Source organism: Actinokineospora auranticolor, from assembly GCF_002934265.1.
Taxonomy (GTDB): Bacteria; Actinomycetota; Actinomycetes; order Mycobacteriales; family Pseudonocardiaceae; genus Actinokineospora; species Actinokineospora auranticolor.
This window is the reverse complement of sequence record NZ_PTIX01000025.1, coordinates 47,056-68,219: the sequence shown is the minus strand read 5'-3', so window position 1 is coordinate 68,219 and position 21,164 is coordinate 47,056. Positions and strand designations below refer to the sequence as shown.

The following is a 21,164-nucleotide window of genomic DNA, read 5'->3' as shown; positions in this document are numbered from 1 at the left end:
GCCCTCCGGTCAGCGCCTGCCGGTGGCCACGACCACGAGGAACTGGCCGCCACCCGCCTCGACGTTCGTGGTCACCGGCAACCCCGGGACGAGCCGGGACAGCCGGTCGGCCAACCAGTCCGCCGCCTCGCGGGCGTCCTGTTGGGTCGGGCAGCGGGCGACCGTCTCGCGGCCCCCTTTGCGCTCCAACCGCCCGGCGACCGCGATCAGCGGCGCGGGCTCGACCACGTGCAGGCGGTCCGGCCAGGGGATGACCACCTTGACCGCCCCCTTGCGGGTGTTGCACCCGCGGTGGGCGAGCCGCTCGGCCACCTTCGCCTTGCGATCGGCGGTCCGGCTGTCGACGCTCGGCCCGCGCGGGTCGTTCACCGACATGTCGGCGTCGACCGGCTCGTCGCACACCCAGCACCGCCAGCCGTCGCGCTCTGCGACGTCATCGAGGAGACTCACCGGGGCAAACTAGCCTGTGCGGTGCCTGCCCCGCGCGCCGCGGTACTGGACAGCGAGTCCGTACCGGACCGCGTCTGCCGGTGCGGACCGCAGGGTCACGTTGTGTCGAGCAGGTTGGGGACGAAGATGTCCTCGCAGGTGAGCAGCCGTCGGGATAGGCCCTGTTCGTGGTGGTAGCGAAGGAACGTGTCGACTGCTTTCCGGTTCGCTGCGGTGCCGTAGGGCCACCAGTCCTCGCCCAGCAGCGCGCGGTTTTCCGCGAACAGCTCGCTGAACCAAGGGGTGATCACGGCCATGTGCTGCTTGGCCGCGTTGGCCCGGTACCGGTCCTGCACGATCTCCTTGGCCTCGCGGAACGCCCGGTAGACCGACTCGACCAGGCCCGGGACCTCCGCCAGCTCCCGGCGGATCGCCACGACGTGCATCATCGGGAAGATGCCGGTTCGGCGGTAGTACTCCCGTTCGACAGCTTCGTAGTCGACGAACAGCCGCCGGATCTTCTTGGTCGTGCCGTTGAGCAGGGTTTGGGGGACGTCGACCGAGAGGAGGGCGTCGATCTCGCCCGCTTCGAGCATGGCGCTCAAGGTCCGGTCGGTGTGGCGGGCGCGGACGCCGTCCGGGACGGGCTGCGGGATCCAGTCGAACGGGGGGATCGGGCGGTCGGTGCCGCCGATCACCCAGTCCAGTTGCTCGGGCGTGACGCCGTACTCCTCGGCCAGCACGCCTTTCACCCAGACGCCCGGGTCGGAGCCGTAGAGGGCGAACTCGCCGATGGTTTTGCCCGGGAGGTCTTCCGGGCGCTCGATGCCGCTGTCGGTGTGCACGAACAGCGCCGAGTGGCGGAAGTTGCGGTTCGGGAAGATCGGTAGGGCCAGGAAGGGCGAGTCGGGCAGGTCGAACGCGCGCAGGAAGTAGGTCAGGCCGAACTCCGCGACGTCCAGCTCACCCTCGGCCATCCGGCGGAAGACGTCGGAGATCAGGGGTGAGGTCACCAGGGTCGCGTCCAGGCCGCTGATCCGCACCCGCCCGTCGAACAGCGGTTCGGTGTGCTCGTACCGGTAGACGCCCACCTTGAGCTTCAGGTCGGTCATGCCAAGGCTCCCTCCGTGAACGACCATTCACTGTTGTCGTGAGCGCCTGGGACCGAAGAGTCAAGGCGAATGACCGTTCATTCATGGAGGAGGGCGTCATGCCACGCATCACCGCAGAACGCCGGGCCGCGAACCGGTCGCGGATCGTGGCGGCCGCGCGCCGCCGCTTCTCGCGGGACGGTTTCCACCAGACCTCGATGCCCGACATCGCGGCCGAAGCGGGCGTGTCCGTCGGCGCTCCCTACCGCTACTTCGCGGGCAAGGAGGAGATCATCCTCGAGATCGCGGGCGACGCGTTCCGGGTGATGTTCGAGCCGGTCGAGCGTCTGGCGGGCGAAGTGACGGTCGCCGACCTGGTCGCGGCGGCGATCGAGCCGTTCGGCGCCGACCGCGCCGTCGACGAGGCGGGCCAGGCCATGCCGGTCGACGAGCTCCTGCGTTGCGTGGTCCAGGCCTGGGGCGAGTTGCTGCGCCACCCCGAGCTGCGGCAGCGGGCCGAAGCGGGCTTCGAACGCGTGCGCGGGCACATCGCCGACGCGCTCCGCGCGGGTAGGGGAGCGGGCACTGTACCGTCCGAACTGGACCCCGCCCGCGGTGCGCGGGTGGTGATGGCGCTGTTGCACGGCTTCGTCCTGCAGTACACCGCCTTCGGGCTCGACGACATCGAGGGCTTCACGCGCGAGGTCCGCGTCCTGCTCAACGACGCCGGACTGCTCCGCGACCCCCGCTGACGGTCAGGCTCCCGGCCGACCGGTATCCGACTCCTCTGTGGACAATCGCGGTCCGGGTCGCCGTCGACCGCATCCACACCGGATCGTAGGGTCTGCCCGTGAACCACGAATCCACGTTACCCGACGACTGGCGCGGGCAGCTCACCCAAGCCTTCGAGATCGTGCTCGGCGCCCCCCTCGCCACCTACCCGCCCGACGCCGACTACGCCACCTACGTGGGCGGCAACGTCTTCGACGAGTTCGGGTACGACAGCGATCCGGCGTGGGTCCGGCCCGCCGCGCTGAGCGGCGCGGAGCCGGTCGTCCTGGACTGCGGGCTGTTCGACCAGGGCGAGCCCCCGTCGCGGTTCGACGCGGCGCGCTCGTTCTTCGAGTTCGACGACTTGGACGCCGCCCCGGACCAGGGGTTCGCGGCCGACCTGGCCGAGGTGGCGATCGCGCCCGGCCTGGTGCGCGGCGCGGACCTGGCTCCCCTGGTGGCGCGGCACGGCATCGACCTCACCGACGAGGCCTGGTCCGGCCAGTGGTACGTCGCCTACCCGAGACTCGCCTCCGACGGCACCCTGTTCGACGCCATGCGCACCGCCCTGACCCTCGGCGACGGCCCGGAGAGCGTCCTGCCGCTCAAGGCCGAGGCGACCGAGCAGTGGACCCGAGCACTGGAAGCCGTGACCCACCCCGGCCTGCGCGCGCACCTGTCCTACTACTGCACCAACGGCAGCCAGGGCCTGATCCACCTCGGCGCCAACCAGGGCAGCGACGAAACCCTGGTGGCGAAGGGCTCCACGGTGGTGGCGACCTGGCAGGAGGGCCAGTCCCAGGTGGAGTTCACCGTCATCCAACTCAGCGACGAGGTCGCGCGCCCCGCTTAGTCGGACCGCGGGACACCGGAACGCGTGCGCGGCTCCCCGGCGGACTCGGCCGTTCGGGGTAGCCGCGCAGCGCTCACCCGGCCCGACTCGATGTGCCACCCGGCGTTCATCCCACCGAACCTGTCCGCGCCTGGTGGCCGACGGTTGAGGGGCTGACGTTCCCGGAAAGTTCCGAAGGCGGTGTCGGATCGGGGCGGGGACGTTCGTAGTGGGGGTGAGGTCGTCCAGGGAGGGCGGCCCGTCGAAGCCGAGAAGGACGTCCCCATGACTACCTCGACGATCATCGCCGCCCGGGTCGCGCAGGGCGCGTTCGGGGCGCTGCTCATCCCGCAGGGCGTGGCGGTCATGACCAAGGCGTTCGACCGCGACATGTTCGCCAAGGCGTTCGGGTTGTTCGGGCCGGTTCTGGCGCTTTCGAGTGTCGGCGGTCCGGTCTTGGCGGGCTTCCTCATCAGCGCCGACCTGTTCGGCCTGTCCTGGCGGCCGATCTTTCTGATCAACATCGTCCTGGGGGTTGTCGGGCTGGTCATCGCCGCCAGGGTCCTCCCGCGTGATGACGACGCCAACCGGGCCACCGTGGTCGACGGCCGCGCCTCCGGCCTGCTCGGGGTGACCATGCTCGGCCTGCTGTACGGCCTGATCGAGGGCTCGACCAACGGTTGGGGCGTCGTCCCCGTCGCCGCGGGTACGGGGTTGCTCTTCGTGCTGCCCCCGTTCTTGCGGGAAGGGCTGCACACCGGCCCGGAGGGCGCCTCCCTCGGTCTGCTGCCGCTCCCCCTGGGGCTCGTCGTCGCCGGGTTCGCCGCCATGGGCGGGCAGCGCCGGCGGGTCGTTCAGCTCGATCCAGCAGCTCGCGTCGGCGATCGGGTCGGCCGCGGTCACGTCGACCTACTTCCAGGCCGCGACCTCCGGGCAGGCGCACGCGATGGGGGTCACCCTCGTCGTGGTCCTGGCTGTCACCGCGCTCAGCCTGCCGCTCGTCGCCCTGATGCCCCGCCGGGCCGCGGCGGAAACCCGGCCGTGAGCGCCCGGCTCCCCGAGGGCGCCGCGGACCGGCGGGCCACCGCGACCTGCGCCAGCACGATCCCGGCCAGCATCGCCGCACACCCGGCCCACTGCGCGTTGTCGAGGTGCTCACCGAGCAGAACCGCGGCCAGCACCCCGCCCACCACGATCTCCACGGCCGCGACGAGGCTCGCCGAGGTCGACGGGATGCGCCGCTGCGCCACCGCGCCGAGCAGGATCGCGGCCGCCATGCCGACGAGCCCGACGTAGAGCACCAGCGCCCACACCGGCGCGCCGATCGATCCCACGGTGCTCACCGCGGTGAGCGCGTGCCAGGGGAACGGCGCGACCACACCCGCCGCGACCAGCGCGACCGCGCCGAGGGACGCGCCCCAGGTCGCCATGACCAGCGGGTCGTACGTGCGCAAACCGCGCTCGGCCAACACGAACCGGGCGGCGAGGGTCACCGCCGCGAGGAGTCCGAAAAGGACACCGAGGCTGTCCGGCGCCGCCGCCGTCCACACCTGGGTGACCAGCGCGAGCCCGGCGAGCAGCACGACGATCCCGGCCCACAGCAGGCGCGGCACGTGCTCGCGCCGCGCGAACCGCACCCACAGCGCGACCAGCACCGGCGCGAGGTACTCCAGCAGCAGCGCCACGCCGACCGGCAGCCGCGCCAGGGCGACGGTGTAGACGACCTGGTTGACCGCCAGGGTCAGCACTCCGTACACCGCGACCAGCCACCAGTCCGCCCGACGCACCGCCATCCTGCCGCGCCGCAACACCAGCGCCACCGCCAGCAGCGCGACCGCGCCGACGACGGTCCGCGCCTGGATGGCGTTCACCGGGGACAGCGCGGTCACGGCGAGCAGTTTGAGCGCGGGCGCGGCGCTGCCCACGGCGATCGCGCCCACCGCGCCGAGGGCGAGACCGAGGGCCAGCCCGGCTGGAGGGCGGCGCACCGGCTCGGATGGGTCAAGGGAGATCGGAGTCATCAGCCACAACCGTTTCCTGGAGGGTCGAGCAGGGGCACAGCCCACCTCGTTGTGAATGGCGTGGACGGGTATTGCCGCAGCCCGGCCATGCCCTTCAACCCGCTCGCTCGCGCATTGTCGAACCGTCTCGAGTCCGCGTCGATTTCGTGCGGACAAGGCCCACCGTAGCCGAACCCGCGCGGGACGCGATTGAGCGTTTCCCGGCTTTCGCGCAACAATCTCGCGTGCCCGCGAACCTCGACGACACCGACCACCGGCTCCTCGACCTGCTGCAGCGCGACAGCGGCCGCACCCTCGCCGCGCTGGGCGAACTCGTCGGGCTCTCACCCAGCGCGGTGCAGCGGCGGATCGACCGCTACCGGGCGAGCGGGCTGCTCCTGCGCGAGGTCGCGGTGCTCGACCCGGCACCCGCGCTGCTCGCCGTGTGCCTGGTCACCCTCGACCAGGAATCACCGGAAACGCACAACCGGTTTCGGGAATGGGTGCTCGCCGCCCCGGAAGTGCAGCAGTTCTACAACGTGTCGGGCGAGCACGATTACGTGGTGATCCTGGCGACCGACGATATGCGGCAGCACCGGGAAACGGCTGATCGGGTCATGAAGAACGCACCGCACCTGCGCCGCTATTCGACGATGTTCGTGCTCGACCCGATCAAGACCACGCTCGCCGTCCCGACGCGGGGGAGGTAGCGGGGCGCGTCCGCGGTGGACGTCACCAGATGGGCCGCAGCGGGGGGATCGCGTCGCCGACCGCGGCGCGGACCAGCGTGGCCAGTTGCTCGCGCAGGTGCGCGAGATCGGTGTCGCCGATCCGGTCGGCCAGTTCGGACTCGACGGCACGCAGCAGCCGACCGGCGACGTCGAGGTGGTCGTGCGCCCGCTCGGTGAGCTGGATGAGCTGGGCGCGCCCCCCGTTCGGGTGCGGCGCCTTCCGCACGTAGCCGCGCTTCTCCAACTCGGTGACGATCTGCCCGACGGCCTGCTTGGTGACGCCCAGCCGTTGGGCCAGCTCGGTCCCGGTCAGCCCGGGGCCGCGCAGCTGTTGGAAGACGAAGCCGTGCACGGGGCGCAGTTCGGCGTAGCCCGCCGCGTCGAGGCGCTGGGTGAACTCCGCGAGCACGACCTGGAACGACATGCCGAGCAGGACGGTCAGGTCGGCGTGCCTGAGCGGATCGGCGTCGTGGGTCACGGGGTCCTTCTTGACAGGTGTGAGTAAAGCGGCTTTACTCGCATCGTAGCTCACCACCGCGGTTCAGCGGGAGTCCGTCAAACCACCACCACGAGTATAGGAGCACGCGAGTGCACGTCATCTCCGCGAGCCAGGAGCGCACCGTCACCACCCCGGCGGCCGTCATGATCGGTCTCGCCGCGCCCAGCCGGGGCAGCGCCGAGCTGAGCACCTGGCGGGTGCGGATGAACCCGGGGTCGCCGTCCCCGGTGCACGTCGTCGACCGCGAGCAGGTCTGGATGATCATCGCAGGCGCCTTCGAGTTCACAGTGGACGGTGAATCCGCGAAGGCCGTGGCGGGCCAGGCCGTGGTGGTCCCGGCGGGTGCGAGCCGTCGGTTCCACGCCCTCGCGGAGGCGGGTGATGCCCTGGTGTGCATGGCCGCGGGCGGCCAGGTCGGCGCACCCGGCAGCGAGGCCCGGCAGCCGATCCCCTGGGCCGTCTGAGTCCGACGGCCGACCTCGCCGGGGGTGCGGTCGGGGTGTTCCGCGTCGCTGACAATCCGGGAACGTTGTAGCGACGCCGTGGTGACGGTTGGTTTGCGACTCTGAACCGTTGGGTGCCCTGACGGGGAGGAGTGCCGTCGATGCCTCCGTCGATGGTCGGTGCGAAGCGCTCCGCCGTGCGGGACCCGGCGGTGACGCCCGCGAAGGCGCCCGTGCCGGTGAAAGACCGTCCGCCGCAACGCAAGCCGCCGCTGCTGCCGCCGTCGAACGCCGCGGTGTCGGCGGCGTTGCGGGTGGGCGGCAAGAAGCCGTTGGGCGACCCGTCCCAGAAGGGGACGCAGGACCAGGTCGGCAACGGCGCGGTGGCGGCCGGGCTGGCCAGGGGGCCGGGGACCGATCCCAAGTTCGCGGTGCTCAAGCAGGACGTCGCGCACAAGAAGCGGACGATCGCGCGTTCCCACCCCCCGGCAGGCAAAGAGGCGACCTCGGCGCTGCAAGCCTCGGTACCGCCCAAGGACGACGCGGTCGCGCAGGGCAAGACGGCCAACGCCGAGAAGATGAACGACGCCAAGCCGAAGGACTTCGACAAGGACGCGTTCATCGCCGCGGTCGAGAAGGCCATCGCCGAGAAGGCGCCGAAGAACCTGGAGCAGGCCGACGGGTTCGCCGACTCCGGCAAACCCGCCGAGATCAAGGGCGAGGTCCAGGGCCGGGTCGGTGAGGGCAAGGCCGACTCGGCCGCGCAGATCGCCGACACCACGGCCGCGCCACCGGACACGTCGGCCGCCGTCGCCAAGCAGGTCGTGCCCCTCGCGCCCGACCGCCCGCCGGGCCGACCGGGCACCCCCGACCCGGCGAAGGCGACGCCGGACAAGCTCCCGCCGTCGGCCACGGACATGTCGGCCGGGCCCGCGCGCGTCAACCAGGAGATGGCCGACGCGCAGGTCACCGAGCCGCAGCTGCGGAAGTCGAACGAACCGTCGTTCGACGCGGCGGTGAAGGACAAGAAGGCCGCGGAGCAGCACTCGGACACCGCGCCCGGGCAGCTGCGCGAGCACGAGTCCGCACAGCTGCACCGGACCACCGCGCAGGCCAAGCGCCTCGGCACCACCGCCATGGGCGCGATCACCAACCAGCGGGTGCGGACCGGTCAGCAGGTCGGCACCGGCAAGACGAACGCGAAGTCCAGCGACGAGGACAAGCGGGCCCAGGTAACGGCTATCCTGCAGAAGGTCTTCGACGTCATGAAGACCGACGTCGAAGGCATCCTCACCGGCCTGGACAAGCTGGTCGACGACCAGTTCACCCAGGGCGAGAAGGAAGCCCGCGACGCGTTCACCGCCGAACACCGCCGCAAGATGGACGAGTACAAGGACCGGCGGTACGGCGGCGCGTGGGGCGTGGTCAAGTGGGGGCACGACAAGCTCTTCGGCCTCCCCGACGAGGCGAACCAGATCTTCGTCGACGCCCGGGACCACTACGTCAAGCGGATGCGCCAGGTCATCTCCGGGGTGGCGGACACCGTCGGCCGGGAGCTGACCAGGGCGAAGCAGCGCATCGCCAAGGGCCGCGACGAACTCAGGGCCGAGGTCGAGAAGCTGCCCAAGGACCTCAAGGCGCTCGGCACGGAGGCCGCCGCCGGGTTCGCCGACAAGTTCGACCAGCTGACCCAGTCCGTCGACGACAAGAGCAGCGCGCTCGTCGACACCCTGGCCACGAAGTACACCGACGCCGTCAAGTCGGTCGACGACGAGATCGCCGCGGAGAAGGAGAAGAACCGGGGCTTCGTCGACAAGGCGATCGATGCCGTCAAGGGCGTCATCAAGACCATCCTCGAACTGAAGGACCTCCTGCTCGGCGTGCTCGCCAAGGCGGCGCAGGCCGTCCTGGGCATCCTGAAGGACCCCATCGGCTTCCTCGGCAACCTGGTGCGCGCGGTCGGCGGCGGGTTGACGCGGTTCAAGGAGAACGCCAAGGCCCACCTCGAGCAGGGGGTGCTGTCGTGGCTGCTCGGCACCGCCGCCACCGCGGGCATCGTGCTGCCCGCCACCTTCGACGTGCTGGGCATCGTGCTGCTGGTCGCCGGTCTGCTCGGCCTGACCTGGGCCGGCCTGCGCGCGCGCCTGGCCACGAAGCTCCCCAAGGAGGCCATGACCGCGATCGAGGTCGGCGAGCACGCCCTCCCGATCGTCGTGGAGGCGCGGAAACACGGCGTGAAGGCGCTGTGGGACGACCTCAAGTCGCGGGTCGGGGACCTGAAGAAGAACCTCGTCGACAACCTGGTGTCGTTCCTGCTGCCGACCATCATCGTCGCGGGCATCACCTGGATCATCTCCCTGTTCAACCCCGCGTCGGCGTTCATCCGCGCCTGCAAGATGATCATCGACATCATCCGGTTCATCGTCACCAACGGCAGCCGGATCATCGAGTTCGTCAACACCGTCCTGGACGCGGTGATCGCCATCGCCAAGGGCGGCGGTGGCGGCGTACCCGGCCTGGTCGAGAAGGCCCTCGCCCGCTCGATCCCGCTCCTGATCGGCATGCTGGCCGCACTGCTGGGCGTGGGCGGCATCGCGGGCAAGATCAAGGACGTCTTCCAGAAGCTGGCCAAACCGGTCAACCAGGCCGTGGACTGGGTCATCGACAAGATCGTCGGTTTGGCCAAGGGGGTGCTGGCCAAGGTCAAGGCCATCACGAAGACGGTCAAGGACGAGTTCGGCAAGGCGCGTCCCGGCAAGGACCGGCCGAAGAAGGGGCGGCCCCCGGCCAAGCAGCGGCCCGACAAGGGGCATCCGGAGAAGACGCGACCGGAGAAGACGCCACCGGGGAAGACGCCACCGGGGAAGACCCAGCCCCCGACCAAGGCACGGCCGGGCGACGTGCGGCGGCTGGAGCCGGACTGGGCGGTGGTCACGTTCTCCGCCGACCGGCACACGCACCGGCTTTGGTTCGTGGTGTCCGGCAGCACGGCCACGCTCATGGTGGCCAGCCGCGAGCAGTCGCTCCTGAACTACCTCGACCACGTCATCGCCGACGAGAAGACCGATCCGAAGGTCAGGAAAGAGGCGCGGGCCGCGCGTCGGCTGGCGGAGGCCGCGGGTGACCAGGCGAACGAGATCGCGAAGCTCGCGGTGCACGTGCCCAAGTCCGATGAGGACGCGGGCAGGAAGAAGTTGACCGCGAAGCAGCAGGAGCTGGCGGGCCAGCAGCGACAACTGGCCGACGCGCTCAAGGAGATCTTCGCGGCGAAGAACCCCATCGAACCGTGGCTCGGTACGCTCATCGCCGGCGTCCCCAAGGACCTGTTCGGCTACGACGTGCGGACGGACAGCGGGAAGTACCTGTACGGCGGGGACTACTCGTTCCTGCAGATTCAGCGCGCACCCGGGTTCGGCTCGGCCGCCCCGGGCAGCTTTCCCATGGTGCACGTCGACTCGGCCGACCTGGTGCAGAAGGGTCCAGGCATCCTCCGGGTCGAGATGGAGGTGATCAAGGTCTATCGCGACACGATCGCCGCGTACCGGGACAAACTGAAGCGGGACGAAGCACCGGATCTCGAGGGCGACGACCCCGACGGCCTGGCGAACTCGTTGGCTTCGGGCGCCAACAAGTTCCAGCCCCTCAATGTGGGGGTCCGCAAGCAGATGGAAGCCATCGTGAACTTCCTCAAGAACAACGGTGAGTTGACCGGCATCGAGGTCCATGTCGGGAAGAAGCGCGTCGACTACACCTTCCGAGCGCACGTCGAGGGCCGCTCGCGGCACGTCATGGTCGAGTACAAGCATGTGACCGGTAAGCTCAGCGACGACGTCAGGGACAAGCGAGTGGCGGGCTTGAGAGAGCAACTGTTCGGGCAAATCGATGGCAGTCAAGGGAAGTACGTCGAGCACATCATCGACTGGCCCGAGTTCGATAGCCTTGACCCGCGTTCGAAGGCGGCGTTCCAGGAGGTCATCGAAGATGCCATCGAACACGGCGGGAAAAAACACATCACCGTGATCTGGAGGAGGTGAGGGACGTGGGCGACTCGTACATGGCGGGAAGCGTGCTGGTACTGGCGGCGGGCGCGGTCAACATGCCGGAGAGCGCTGTTCTGCGCGGAGCCGTCGCCGCGCTGGGCACCTTCGGTGGCGCGGGGTTCCAGCCGAGCGGTGCCCGCAGCGCCCGCTTCCTCGGTGGCGAAGGGGAGGCGGTGACGGTTGCCCTCAAGCACCCCGCCTACCCGGCCGCCAATTCCTGGGTCCAGCTGATGCTCGGCGACGCCGACCCGGGGGCGTCCGTTGAGCTGTTCCTGACGGTCCACCTGGACGAGCCGGACCCGCTCGGGCCGGAGTGGGAGATGGCGCTCTCCCTCGCGACACAGCTCGTGACCGGTCTCGGGCCGAGCCTGGCGCACCTGACCGCGTGGCACGTCGACAGCCACGAGCCGAGCTACGCGTCCAGGCGGCTCCTCCCCGGCTCCGTCCTGCCGGAGGAGTTCGGACCCTGGACCTACGTCTCCGGTGCCGGGCTCACCGACCAGCTGCGCGAGCGACTCGCGGCCCTGCCCGCGCACGCTTCCCGGCCGCTCGGGGACGGGTGGCTGGTGCGGGCCGTCGAGCACCCCGGCGACGAGCCCGCGGACTCCCTCCACGACGCGCTGGACACCCTGGGGCCTGATCCGATCGCCTACCGCCCCGCTCGACTCACCGCGGGCTGATTCCGACGGAGCGCGGCCATCCCGGTACCGCCCGACACGATTGTCCATCCCACGTGGACTATTTCGGCGACGCCCGTTTTCGTCCACAGGAGATAGTCGCGGCCGTCGTGGAGTCGGTTTCCCGCGCCTGACGCGAAAGATATTCGGTTGCGTCCGCAACGAGGTGTCCGGTCGTGGCGGGTATGCGGCTCGATGAGCCAAACGCGTGGTCATGGAACCTTTGGTCTGGTATAGCGAAGTTAATGTGTAACCGGCAAAAATGTGGATGAGAGTGCGGGCGCAGCTGTCGCGTAACCGGACTGTGAATGGCTAACTTAGGGGAGGCTTGGCTATTTCACCGTGAAGGGAGACGCCAGTGGTCGGGGTGACCGGGTTGTCCGGCCGTACCGCGTTGGTCACCGGTGCCGCGCGGGGGATCGGTGCCGCCGTCGCCGATGCGCTGGCCCGTGAGGGTGTTTCCGTTGCGGGGGTGGACATCGACGTCGACGGGCTCAAGGAGACGGCGGACCGCACCGGCGGGTCGGTGGTGCCGTTCCCGGTGGACGTGACCGACCAGGACGCGTTCGCCCGGGTCGTGGCCGAGGTCGAGCGCGACCTCGGCCCGCTCGACATCGGAGTGTCCGCGGCGGGGGTGCTGCACCCGGCTTCCGTCGGCGCGACCAGCACTGAGGACTGGGCGCGCACGTTCGCGGTCAACTCGACCGGTGTGTTCTTCGTGCTGCGGGAAATTTCCCACCGCATGGTTTCACGCGGGCGCGGGGCGCTGGTCACCGTCGGCTCGAACGCGGCGGGCGTGCCGCGCACGGGCATGGCCGCCTACGCGGCGTCCAAGGCGGCGGCCACCATGCTCACCCGGTGCCTCGGCCTCGAACTCGCCGGGTCGGGGGTGCGCTGCAACATCGTCTCGCCGGGCTCGACCGACACCGCGATGCAGCGCGCGCTCTGGACCGACGGCAACGGGCCGGAGCGGGTCATCGCGGGCGACCCCGCGCAGTTCCGCGTCGGTATCCCGCTCAAGCGCATCGCCGACCCCGCCGACGTGGCCGACGCCGTGGTCTTCCTGGTCTCCGACCGCGCGCGGCACATCACCATGCAGAACCTCTACGTGGACGGTGGCGCCACGTTGTGCGCCTAGTCGCCCGCCCGCGCGGCCACCGCTGAGAAGCACGAGCGGAATCGGCGGGACGACGTCCAGCCCGTGTCCCGAACCGCTGTCACGAAAGGGAATCCTGGCGTGTCTCCTGCTGTCCTGGTGCGTCCCCGCCCTGTCCACCGGGCGGCAGACCTGTTATCCGCCTACCTGCCCGGCTCGTTCTACTACTCCTCCGCGCACGGCTCGATCCTCGCCGACGGCGTGCACGCCACGGTCGAGACCCGCGACGGCGACCGCGCCCGCGCCGTGTCCGCGGCGCTGGCCGCCGCGGCCCGGGCGGGTGTCGACCACCCCATGGTGGTGGGCGCCATCGGTTTCCGCCCGGACGGCCCGGCGAGCCTGGTCGTGCCCGCGCTCGTCCGCCGGGCCTGCGCGCCCACCGGCGACGGTCCCACCGGGGCGGCGGTCGCACCCGCGTGGACGATCGCCCCTCGACCGCAACCGTCCCACTACGCCGACGCCGTGCGCCGCGCGCTGGAGCGGATCGCCGGTGGCGAACTGGCCAAGGTCGTGCTGGGACGGTGCCTCGATCTGCTGGCCGACGCCCCGGTCGCGGTGCCCGCGCTGCTCGCCCGGCTGGTGCGCGCCGATCCCACCGCGCACGCCTTCGCCGTCGACGTCAGCGCGCCCGGCGACCCCGCCCCGCGCACGCTGGTCGGCGCCAGCCCGGAACTGCTGGTGTCGCGGCGCGGCACCGAGGTGGTGGCCAACCCGCTCGCCGGGTCGGCGCCGCGGGTGGCCGACGAGGCGGAGAACCGCAGGCGCCGGGCCGCGCTGCTGGCCTCGGCCAAGGACCGCGCCGAGCACGCGCACGTGGCGGCCGAGGTCGCGCGGGTGCTCGGTCGGTTCTGCCGCGACCTCGTCGTGCCCGCCGAGCCCACCGTGGTCGGCACGCCGACCATGTGGCACCTCTCCACCAGGATCACCGGCCGGATCGCCGACCCCACCGACCCCGGTGCCTCGTCGCTGGCCATCGCCGAGGCGCTGCACCCCACGCCCGCAGTGTGCGGGGTGCCCGTCGACGGCGCGCGCGACGCGATCGCCGCCCTGGAACCCTTCGACCGCGGCTACTTCACCGGCTTGGTCGGCTGGACCGACGCGCGCGGCGACGGCGAGTGGGTGGTCACCATCCGCTGCGCCGAGGTGTGCGACGCGGCGGTGCGCCTGTTCGCGGGCGCGGGCGTCGTCGCCGGGTCGGACCCGGACGCGGAGCTGGCCGAGACCGGCGCGAAGTTCCGCACCCTGCTGCGGGCGCTCGGCGCGTGGGAGCGGTGATGGACCACACCCCGTGGCCGCCGGAGGTCGCCGCCCGGTACCGCGCGGCGGGCCACTGGCGCGGGCAGACCTTCGGCGCGCTGCTCACCGCGCTGGCCGACGCGCACGCCACCCGCACCGCCGTGGTGGGGGAGCGGGACGGCGCCACCAGCCGCTGGGACTACGCCGAACTCGACCGCCGCGCCCACTCGATCGCGGCGGGCCTCGCCGACGCCGGGATCCGCGCGGGCGACCGGGTGGTCGTCCAGCTGCCCAACGTGCCCGAGTTCGTGCCGGTGCTGTTCGGGTTGTGGCGGGTCGGCGCCTGGCCGGTGTTCGCGCTGCCCGCCCACCGGCACACCGAGCTGCGCCACTTCGCCGAGCAGAGCGAGGCCGCCGCGATCCTCACCGTCGGCACGCACGAAAGGCACGATCACGAAGCCCTCGCGCACGCCGTGGCGGCTGAAGTGCCTTCGGTGCGCCAAGTCCACGTGGTGGGGTCGGCCGCGTTCGACGACCTGTCCGCGACCGCCGCGCGCGAGCTGCCCGACCCGGACCCCGCGAGCGTGGCGTTCCTCCAGCTTTCCGGTGGCAGCACGGGATTGCCGAAGCTGATCCCACGCACCCACGACGACTACCTCTACAGCGTCAGGGAAAGCGCCCGCATCTGCGCGCTGCGACCGGACAGCGTGTACCTCGCCACCCTGCCCGCCGCGCACAACTACCCGCTCAGCTCACCGGGAATCCTGGGCGCGCTGCACGTCGGGGCGAAGGTCGTGCTGTCGCCGCGCCCGGACCCCGACACCGCGTTCCGGCTCATCGACCGCGAGGGCGTGACGATCACCGGCGTGGTACCGCCGCTGGCCGCCACCTGGGCCCAGGCCGCCGCGCGCACCGAGCACGACCTGTCCACTTTGGAGGTTCTGCTCGTCGGCGGTGCCAAGTGCGGACGCGAGTTGGCCGAGCGCGTCGGACCCGCGCTGGGTGCGCGGTTGCAGCAGGTGTTCGGCATGGCCGAGGGACTGGTCTGCTACACCCGCCTCGACGACCCCGACGACCTCGTGCTGAATACCCAGGGACGACCCATCTCGCTAGACGACGAGGTCCGCCTGGTCGACCCGGAGAACCCGTCGGCGAGCTCCGACGACCTGGTGCCGGAGGGGGAGACCGGGGCGCTGCTGACCCGCGGCCCGTACACGATCCGCGGCTACTACCGCGCGCCCGAGCACAACACCCAGGCGTTCACCCCGGACGGCTTCTACCGCACCGGCGACCTGGTGCGGCGCGGCCCCACCGGGCACCTGGAGGTCGTCGGCCGCGCCAAGGAGCAGATCAACCGGGGCGGGGAGAAGGTCGCCGCCGAGGAGGTCGAGGACCACCTGATGGCCCACCCCGACGTGCTCGACGCCGCCGTGGTCGCGGTGCCCGACGAGTACCTCGGCGAGCGCACCTGCGCCTACGTCGTGCCCGTTCCCGGCGCCGCGCCCACCGGGCCCGTGCTGCGCCGGTTCATCCGCGAGCGCGGGGTCGCCGCGTTCAAGGTGCCGGACCTGGTGCAGGTCGTCGCGGCGTTCCCGGTGACCGGTGTCGGCAAGACCAGCAAACGTGAACTGAGGGCGGCGCTGGCCGCACTCGTGAGGGAGGCGTGACCGGTGTCCTTACCCAAGATCGCGGGCTACCCGCTGCCCACGGCGTCCGAGCTGCCCGTGGGCCGGGTCGACTGGCGGCCCGACCCGGCCCGGGCGGCGCTGCTCGTGCACGACGCGCAGCGCTACTTCCTCGCCCCCTTCGCGGGCGCGCCGATCCCGCAGGTGCTCGCCAACACCGCCGCCCTGCTCGACGCGGCGCGCGCCGCGGGCGTCCCGGTGTTCTACACCGCCCAGCCGGGTCGCCAGAGCGCCGCGGACCGGGGCCTGCTCACCGAGTTCTGGGGCCCGGGCATCGGCGGGGTCATCGACCGCGACCCGCGCGCGGCGGACGTCGTCGCCGAACTCGCCCCGAGGCCGGGTGACACGGTGCTCACCAAGTGGCGCTACAGCGCGTTCCAGCGCACCCCGCTGCGCGCGCGGCTCGCCGCGGCGGGCCGCGACCAGCTGCTGATCACCGGGGTCTACGCGCACATCGGCCTCCAGGCCACCGCCGTGGAGGCGTTCATGTCCGACATCCGGCCGATCCTGGTCGCCGACGCCGTGGCCGACTTCTCCCGCGCGCACCACGACCGGGCCTGCGAGTACGTCGCGCAGTGCTGCGGCACCGTGATCACCACCGCCGACGCGCTGACCGAGCTGTCGGCGCCGGTCTCGGCGGGAGCCGGGCGATGAGCGCCCCCGAGGCGGGCGCGCTGACCGGCGACCGCGTGCGGGCGGACATCGCCGAGGTGCTCGGCTGCGCACCGGCGGAGGTGACCCCGGAGGCCGACCTGCTCGACCTGGGCCTGGACTCCATGCGCACCATGGCCCTGCTGGAGCGCTGGCGGGCGGCGGGCGCGCCCGAGGTGGAGTTCGCCGACCTGGCCGAGGAACCCCGGTTGGACCGCTGGACCCGACTGGTGACCGGGGCGGGCGCGTGAACCGGGTCGACCACCGGCACCGCCACCGGGAGCGGATCGCCGAGGTCCGCGCGGGCACCGCGGCGGAGAAGGTGGGCTACCCGATCCGCGTGCGCGCCGCGGTGGTGGTGCGCACGGCCATGGTCGGGTCCGGTCTGCTGCGGGTCACCCTCGGCGGCCCGGGGACCGCCGGGTTCGAGGCGCACGCGCCCGACGAGCACGTCAAGGTGCTGTTCCCGGACCCGGACGGCACCCTGCGCCTGCCGGAGCCCAACGGCGACATGCTGCGCTGGCCCAAGCCGTCGCCCACCTCCCGCGAGTACACGGTGCGCCGCTACGACCCGGTCACCGGCGAACTCGACCTCGACATCGCCCTGCACCCGGACGGACTGGGCAGCGACTGGGCGCGCGCCGTCGAACCCGGCGCGGTCGCGCACATCGCGGGCCCTCCCGGCGGCCTGATCGTCCCGCACAACTACGACCGCTACCTCCTCGCGGGCGACCTCACCGCGCTACCCGCCATCGCCCGCTGGCTCGAGGAACTGCCCCGCACCGCGCGCGGTTGGGCGTTCATCGAGGTGGCGGACGCGAGCGAGCACATCGAGCTGAGCGCCCCCGAGGGCGTCGAAGTCCAGTGGCTGCACGGTGCCGAGCCCGGTCTGCTCGACCGTGCCGTGCGGGCAGTGCGCGTCCCCGAAGGTGAGCGGGTCTACGTGTGGATCGCGGGCGAGGCGGGCTCGATCAAGCCGCTGCGCCGCTGGGTCCGCGACGAACTGGGCCTGGACAAGACCGACCACGACATCACCGGCTACTGGAAGCGCGGTGTCGTCGACTTCGACGACGAGCACGACGACTGAGCCCCCCGGTCGCGATCAACCAACCTGCTGAAGGAATCTCCCATGCGCGTCCCCAGATCCGCCCGCATCGCCGGTGCGCTCGTGCTCGCCGCTTTGGCCGCCGGGTGCGGCTCCGGCCCCGGCGAGCCCGCCGCACCCGCGGGCGCCACCCGGGTCTTCACCGCGGACAACGGCGACATCACCATCCCGGTCTCGCCGAAGCGCGTCGTGGCCACCGGCTACGCCGTCCCGGCCCTGATGGAGGCCAACGCGCCGCTCGTCGGGATCTCCACCTGGCGGCGCGGGCTGCCGATGATGACCCCGGAGATCCGCGCCACCTACGACCGGCTGGCCAAGGTGGCAGGCGAGTCCGCCGCCGAGACCAACTACGAGGCGATCGCCCAGCTCGAGCCCGATCTGATCGTGATCGGCGTGCCCAAGCCGGTGCTCGCCGACATCGACATCGCGCGGCTGCGGGCCATCGCGCCGGTCGTGGCGATCGGTCCCTCGCTGCCCTCCGCGTGGCGGGACCTCTCGCGCAGGCAGGCCGACGCGGCGGGCGCGCTGGCCACCTTCGACACCATCCGCGACGCCTACCAGACCAAGACGAAGGCGCTGGCCGCGAAGTACGCGGGTGTCCTACCCGGACTGAAGTTCGCGCACCTGGGTGCCTACGGCGAGATCGCCAACGGCAACTTCCAGCGCGAGTTCAACGGTTCCTGGGGCACCAACGTCGCCCAAGACCTCGGTGCGAACTACTACGGCCAGGTCAAGGTGCGGGGTGGCGGTTCCAAGGACGTCAGCGAGTACCCGTCGATCGAGGAGTTGCCCACCGCCTTCGCCGAGGCCGAGGTGATCACCTACACGGTCAACGCGGACGGCTCCAACCCCAAGGGCGTGCAGTACGTGCTGGACTCGCCGCTCTGGAAGGGGCTGCCCGCGGTCAAGGCGGGCAAGGCGTTCCCGTTGCGCTACACGGAGGCCACGACGTACGGCTCGGCGATGGCCACCGCCGACGCGGTCGACAAAGCGCTCGCACCGCTGCTGACGTCGTGACCACCGTCCAGGTCCCACCCGCGCGACTACGGTCGGGAGCGCGCGTCGCGTGGCTCGTCGTGGCGCTCGTCGCGTTGCTGGCGGTCGCGGTGGTCAGCCTCGGCATCGGCGCGCACCCCATCGCGCCGGAGGACGTGCTGCGGGCGCTGTTCGCCCCGTCGGACACCGCGAACGACTCAGTGGTGCGGCACATCCGCGCGCCCCGCGCGCTGCTGGCCATCGGCGTGGGCGCGGCCTTGGGCGTCGCGGGCGTGCTGGTGCAGGTGATCTCACGGAACCCGTTGGCCGAGCCGGGGGTGCTCGGGGTCACCACCGGCGCCGGGTTCGCCATCACCGTCGGGTCCGCGATGGGTGCCGCCGCCTCTGCCGTGGGGGAGTTGGCGCTGGCGGTGGTCGGCGGTGTGTTGGCGACGGTCGTGGTCTTCGCGGTGGGCTGGGGTTCGCCGCTGCGGCTGGTGCTCACCGGGGTGGCGCTGAGTTCGGTGCTGTCCGGGCTGTCGCTGGGACTGCGGCTGTTGCTGCCGGATGTCTTCGACGCGTACCGGTTCTGGGCGGTGGGGTCGCTGGCCGGTCGGGAGCAGGCGCCGATGCTGGTGCCGCTGCTGGCCATCGCGGCGGCGCTGGTGGGGTCCGCGCTGCTGAGCAGGCAGCTCAACGCGTTGGCGCTCGGCGAGACCGTCGCGCGCAGCCTCGGCGCGAACGTGTCGCGGGTCCGGGCGGGCGCGCTGGTGCTGATCACGGTGCTGGCGGGCGCGGCGACCGCGGTCGCCGGGCCGATCCTGTTCGTGGGGCTGATCGTGCCGCACCTGGCCCGGCGCGCGGCGGGCGGCTCGGTGCCGTGGCTGGTCGCCTACGCCGCGGTGATCGGACCGGTCCTGCTGCTGGTGTCCGACGTGGGGTCGCGGGTGCTGCTGCCGACCGGTGAGGTGCCGGTGGCGTTCGTGACCGCGTTCCTCGGCGGGCCGGTGCTCATCTGGGCCGTCCGCCGCTACGGGGCGGCGCCGCTGTGACCGCCGTCGTCCTGCGCCGCGGGCGCTTCTCGATCCGCGTCGAACGCCGAACCCTGGTCGTCAGCGTCGTCGCGCTGGTCGTCATCGCCGGTCTGGCGCTGCTCGGTCTGTGCCACGGCGCGGTCTGGGCGAGTCCGGCCAAGGTGTTCGCCGCGCTGACGGGGGCAGGCGGCGACTCCGGTGTGGTGATCCGCCAGTGGCGCCTGCCGCGGGTGCTGGCGGCCGTGGTCTTCGGCGCCGCGCTCGGCGTGGCGGGGGCGATCTTCCAGGGCGTCACCCGCAACCCGTTGGGCAGCCCGGAGGTCATCGGCCTCGACGCGGGCGCCTACACCGGGGCACTCGTGGTGCTCACCGTGCTCTCCGGGTCCTCGGCGCAGCTCATCACGGGGTCCGTGCTGGGCGGGTTGGTGGCCGCGACCCTGGTCTACCTGCTCTCCCGGTCCGGTGGGCTCTCCGGGCTGCGGCTGGTGGTGATCGGCATCGCGGTCAACGCCATGTTGACCGCGGTCAACTCGTGGATCGTGCTGCGCGCGGAGCTGGAGGTGGCGATCGCCGCCGTCGGCTGGAGCGCGGGCTCGCTCAACGGGCTCGGTTGGGACGACGTCGGCGTCCCGTTCGTCGTCCTCGGTGTCCTGCTGGTGTTCCTGGCGGCGCGCTCGCGGGACGCGCAGCAGGCGGGGCTGGGTCGGGAGGTCGCGGTCGCCACGGGGGTCGGGCTGGAGCGGCTGCGGCTGGAGCTGGTGCTCATCGGCGTGGGTTGCACGGCGACGGTGACCGCCGTGGCCGGGCCGATCGCGTTCATCGCGCTGGCCGCCCCGCAGATCGGCAGGCGGGTGGCCGCCGCGCCCGGTGTCCCGATGCTCCCGGCCGCGCTGACCGGCGCGGTGCTGCTGCTGGGCACGGACCTGCTGGCCCAGGTGCTGCTCGCGCCGGTGCCCCTGCCCGCCGGGGTGGTCAGCACCGCGGTCGGCGGCTCGTACCTGATCTGGCTGCTCGCCAGGAAGGTCGGGCGCGCATGACCCGCCTGACCGCACGGGACCTGACCCTGCGCTACGACGACCGGGTGGTCTCCACCCGGCTGTCCCTGGACGTGCCCGACGGCGCCTTCACCGCCATCGTCGGCCCGAACGCCTGCGGCAAGTCGACGCTGCTGCGCGCGTTCGTACGGCTGCTGCGCCCTTCGGCGGGCGCCGTCCAGCTCGACGGGCGGGCGGTGAGCACGTACCCGAACAAGGAACTCGCGCGCGCCTTGGGTTTCCTGCCGCAGGAACCGGTCGCGCCCGAGGACGTACGAGTACGCGCACTCGTCGCGCGCGGCCGTTTCCCCCATCAGTCGTTGCTGTCGACCTGGTCCGAAGAGGACGAGCGCAGCGTCGCTGAGGCGATGGAAGCAGCGGGTGTGGCCGACCTCGCCGACCGTCCGGTGCACGAACTCTCCGGCGGTCAACGGCAACGGGTGTGGGTCGCGCTGGTCTTGGCGCAACGCACGACGCACCTGCTGCTCGACGAGCCGACGTCGTTCCTCGACATCGCCCACCAGTACCAGCTGCTGGAACTGCTGGCCCGGCTGCGCGACCAGGGCCGCACCGTGATCGCGGTGCTGCACGACATCAACCAGGCCTGCCGCTACGCCGACCACGTCGTCGCCATGCGCGACGGCCAGATCGTGGCCGAGGGCGCGCCCGCGCGGGTCGTCGACGCCGCGCTGATCACCAAGGTCTTCGAGCTGCCCTGCGTGGTGGTGCCCGACCCGGTGACCGGCACGCCGATGGTCGTCCCCGCCCTCTGACC

General features: G+C 71.8%; 20 protein-coding genes and 1 pseudogene. 17 read left to right on the top strand and 4 right to left on the bottom strand.

The features are described 5' to 3' along the window. Positions 1 to 9: 9 nt before the first annotated feature. Both CLV40_RS30790 and CLV40_RS30785 read right to left on the bottom strand, forming a co-directional pair. Positions 10 to 450 carry a hypothetical protein gene (locus CLV40_RS30790; protein WP_104482517.1) on the bottom strand — a complete coding sequence of 147 codons (441 nt, stop codon included), beginning with the start codon at positions 448 to 450 and terminating at the stop codon, positions 10 to 12. A 95-nt stretch (positions 451 to 545) separates the two neighbouring features. Continuing rightward, a complete protein-coding gene (locus CLV40_RS30785; RefSeq protein WP_104482516.1) occupies positions 546 to 1,541 on the bottom strand; it encodes a PhnD/SsuA/transferrin family substrate-binding protein in 996 nt (331 codons plus the stop codon). A 98-nt stretch (positions 1,542 to 1,639) separates the two neighbouring features. On the opposite strand from CLV40_RS30785, the gene CLV40_RS30780 reads away from it, so the two are divergent. The 3 genes and pseudogenes from CLV40_RS30780 to CLV40_RS40915 all read left to right on the top strand — a co-directional run. After that, positions 1,640 to 2,272 (top strand): TetR/AcrR family transcriptional regulator, encoded by a 633-nt coding sequence (locus CLV40_RS30780; protein ID WP_104482545.1) that lies wholly within the window; start codon positions 1,640 to 1,642, stop codon positions 2,270 to 2,272. A gap of 98 nt (positions 2,273 to 2,370) precedes the next feature. Next, positions 2,371 to 3,144, top strand: coding sequence for a hypothetical protein (locus CLV40_RS30775; protein WP_104482515.1), 774 nt, complete (start codon positions 2,371 to 2,373; stop codon positions 3,142 to 3,144). Positions 3,145 to 3,408: 264 nt separating this feature from the next. Further along, a pseudogene (locus CLV40_RS40915) lies at positions 3,409 to 3,948 on the top strand (MFS transporter); the annotation flags it as partial. Positions 3,949 to 4,109: 161 nt separating this feature from the next. Here CLV40_RS40915 and CLV40_RS30765 read toward each other — a convergent pair. Beyond that, entirely contained in the window at positions 4,110 to 5,144 is a 1,035-nt protein-coding gene (locus tag CLV40_RS30765) for a DMT family transporter (RefSeq protein ID WP_104482514.1), read from the bottom strand. Between the two features lie 224 nt (positions 5,145 to 5,368). Here CLV40_RS30765 and CLV40_RS30760 point away from each other — a divergent pair, with 224 nt between their 5' ends. Further along, on the top strand, positions 5,369 to 5,833 hold the full coding sequence (locus tag CLV40_RS30760; protein WP_245931672.1) for an Lrp/AsnC family transcriptional regulator: 465 nt from the start codon (positions 5,369 to 5,371) through the stop codon (positions 5,831 to 5,833). Positions 5,834 to 5,855: 22 nt separating this feature from the next. Here CLV40_RS30760 and CLV40_RS30755 read toward each other — a convergent pair whose 3' ends face one another. Further along, on the bottom strand, positions 5,856 to 6,332 hold the full coding sequence (locus tag CLV40_RS30755) for a MarR family winged helix-turn-helix transcriptional regulator (RefSeq protein WP_219824157.1): 477 nt from the start codon (positions 6,330 to 6,332) through the stop codon (positions 5,856 to 5,858). A 110-nt stretch (positions 6,333 to 6,442) separates the two neighbouring features. Between CLV40_RS30755 and CLV40_RS30750 the strand changes: the two genes are divergently transcribed. The 13 genes from CLV40_RS30750 to CLV40_RS30690 all read left to right on the top strand — a co-directional run bounded on the left by CLV40_RS30750 (position 6,443) and on the right by CLV40_RS30690 (position 21,162). Beyond that, a complete protein-coding gene (locus CLV40_RS30750; RefSeq protein WP_219824156.1) occupies positions 6,443 to 6,817 on the top strand; it encodes a cupin domain-containing protein in 375 nt (124 codons plus the stop codon). Positions 6,818 to 6,957: 140 nt separating this feature from the next. Continuing rightward, on the top strand, positions 6,958 to 10,830 hold the full coding sequence (locus CLV40_RS30745) for a hypothetical protein (protein ID WP_245931671.1): 3,873 nt from the start codon (positions 6,958 to 6,960) through the stop codon (positions 10,828 to 10,830). 5 nt (positions 10,831 to 10,835) lie between these two features. Beyond that, on the top strand, positions 10,836 to 11,516 hold the full coding sequence (locus CLV40_RS30740; RefSeq protein ID WP_104482512.1) for a hypothetical protein: 681 nt from the start codon (positions 10,836 to 10,838) through the stop codon (positions 11,514 to 11,516). A 364-nt stretch (positions 11,517 to 11,880) separates the two neighbouring features. Next, positions 11,881 to 12,651 carry a 2,3-dihydro-2,3-dihydroxybenzoate dehydrogenase gene (locus CLV40_RS30735; RefSeq protein WP_104482542.1) on the top strand — a complete coding sequence of 257 codons (771 nt, stop codon included), beginning with the start codon at positions 11,881 to 11,883 and terminating at the stop codon, positions 12,649 to 12,651. A 99-nt stretch (positions 12,652 to 12,750) separates the two neighbouring features. After that, on the top strand, positions 12,751 to 13,944 hold the full coding sequence (locus CLV40_RS30730) for an isochorismate synthase (RefSeq protein WP_104482511.1): 1,194 nt from the start codon (positions 12,751 to 12,753) through the stop codon (positions 13,942 to 13,944). Next, complete coding sequence (locus CLV40_RS30725; protein WP_104482510.1) at positions 13,944 to 15,572, top strand: (2,3-dihydroxybenzoyl)adenylate synthase; 1,629 nt, start codon at positions 13,944 to 13,946, stop codon at positions 15,570 to 15,572. The genes CLV40_RS30730 and CLV40_RS30725 overlap by 1 nt, the downstream gene beginning before the upstream one ends. A 3-nt stretch (positions 15,573 to 15,575) precedes the next feature. Next, complete coding sequence (locus tag CLV40_RS30720) at positions 15,576 to 16,244, top strand: isochorismatase family protein (protein ID WP_104482509.1); 669 nt, start codon at positions 15,576 to 15,578, stop codon at positions 16,242 to 16,244. After that, positions 16,241 to 16,492 (top strand): phosphopantetheine-binding protein, encoded by a 252-nt coding sequence (locus tag CLV40_RS30715; RefSeq protein WP_104482508.1) that lies wholly within the window; start codon positions 16,241 to 16,243, stop codon positions 16,490 to 16,492. Before CLV40_RS30720 ends, CLV40_RS30715 begins: the two co-directional genes overlap by 4 nt. Further along, on the top strand, positions 16,489 to 17,328 hold the full coding sequence (locus tag CLV40_RS30710; RefSeq protein WP_104482507.1) for a siderophore-interacting protein: 840 nt from the start codon (positions 16,489 to 16,491) through the stop codon (positions 17,326 to 17,328). Before CLV40_RS30715 ends, CLV40_RS30710 begins: the two co-directional genes overlap by 4 nt. Positions 17,329 to 17,370: 42 nt before the next feature. After that, positions 17,371 to 18,363 (top strand): ABC transporter substrate-binding protein, encoded by a 993-nt coding sequence (locus CLV40_RS30705; RefSeq protein ID WP_104482506.1) that lies wholly within the window; start codon positions 17,371 to 17,373, stop codon positions 18,361 to 18,363. Beyond that, positions 18,360 to 19,373, top strand: coding sequence for a FecCD family ABC transporter permease (locus CLV40_RS30700; RefSeq protein ID WP_104482505.1), 1,014 nt, complete (start codon positions 18,360 to 18,362; stop codon positions 19,371 to 19,373). The genes CLV40_RS30705 and CLV40_RS30700 overlap by 4 nt, the downstream gene beginning before the upstream one ends. After that, positions 19,370 to 20,392, top strand: coding sequence for a FecCD family ABC transporter permease (locus CLV40_RS30695; protein WP_104482504.1), 1,023 nt, complete (start codon positions 19,370 to 19,372; stop codon positions 20,390 to 20,392). The genes CLV40_RS30700 and CLV40_RS30695 overlap by 4 nt, the downstream gene beginning before the upstream one ends. Beyond that, the gene (locus CLV40_RS30690; RefSeq protein WP_104482503.1) at positions 20,389 to 21,162 is read left to right on the top strand and encodes an ABC transporter ATP-binding protein; all 774 of its coding nucleotides are present in this window, start codon (positions 20,389 to 20,391) and stop codon (positions 21,160 to 21,162) included. Before CLV40_RS30695 ends, CLV40_RS30690 begins: the two co-directional genes overlap by 4 nt. Positions 21,163 to 21,164 lie beyond the last annotated feature (2 nt).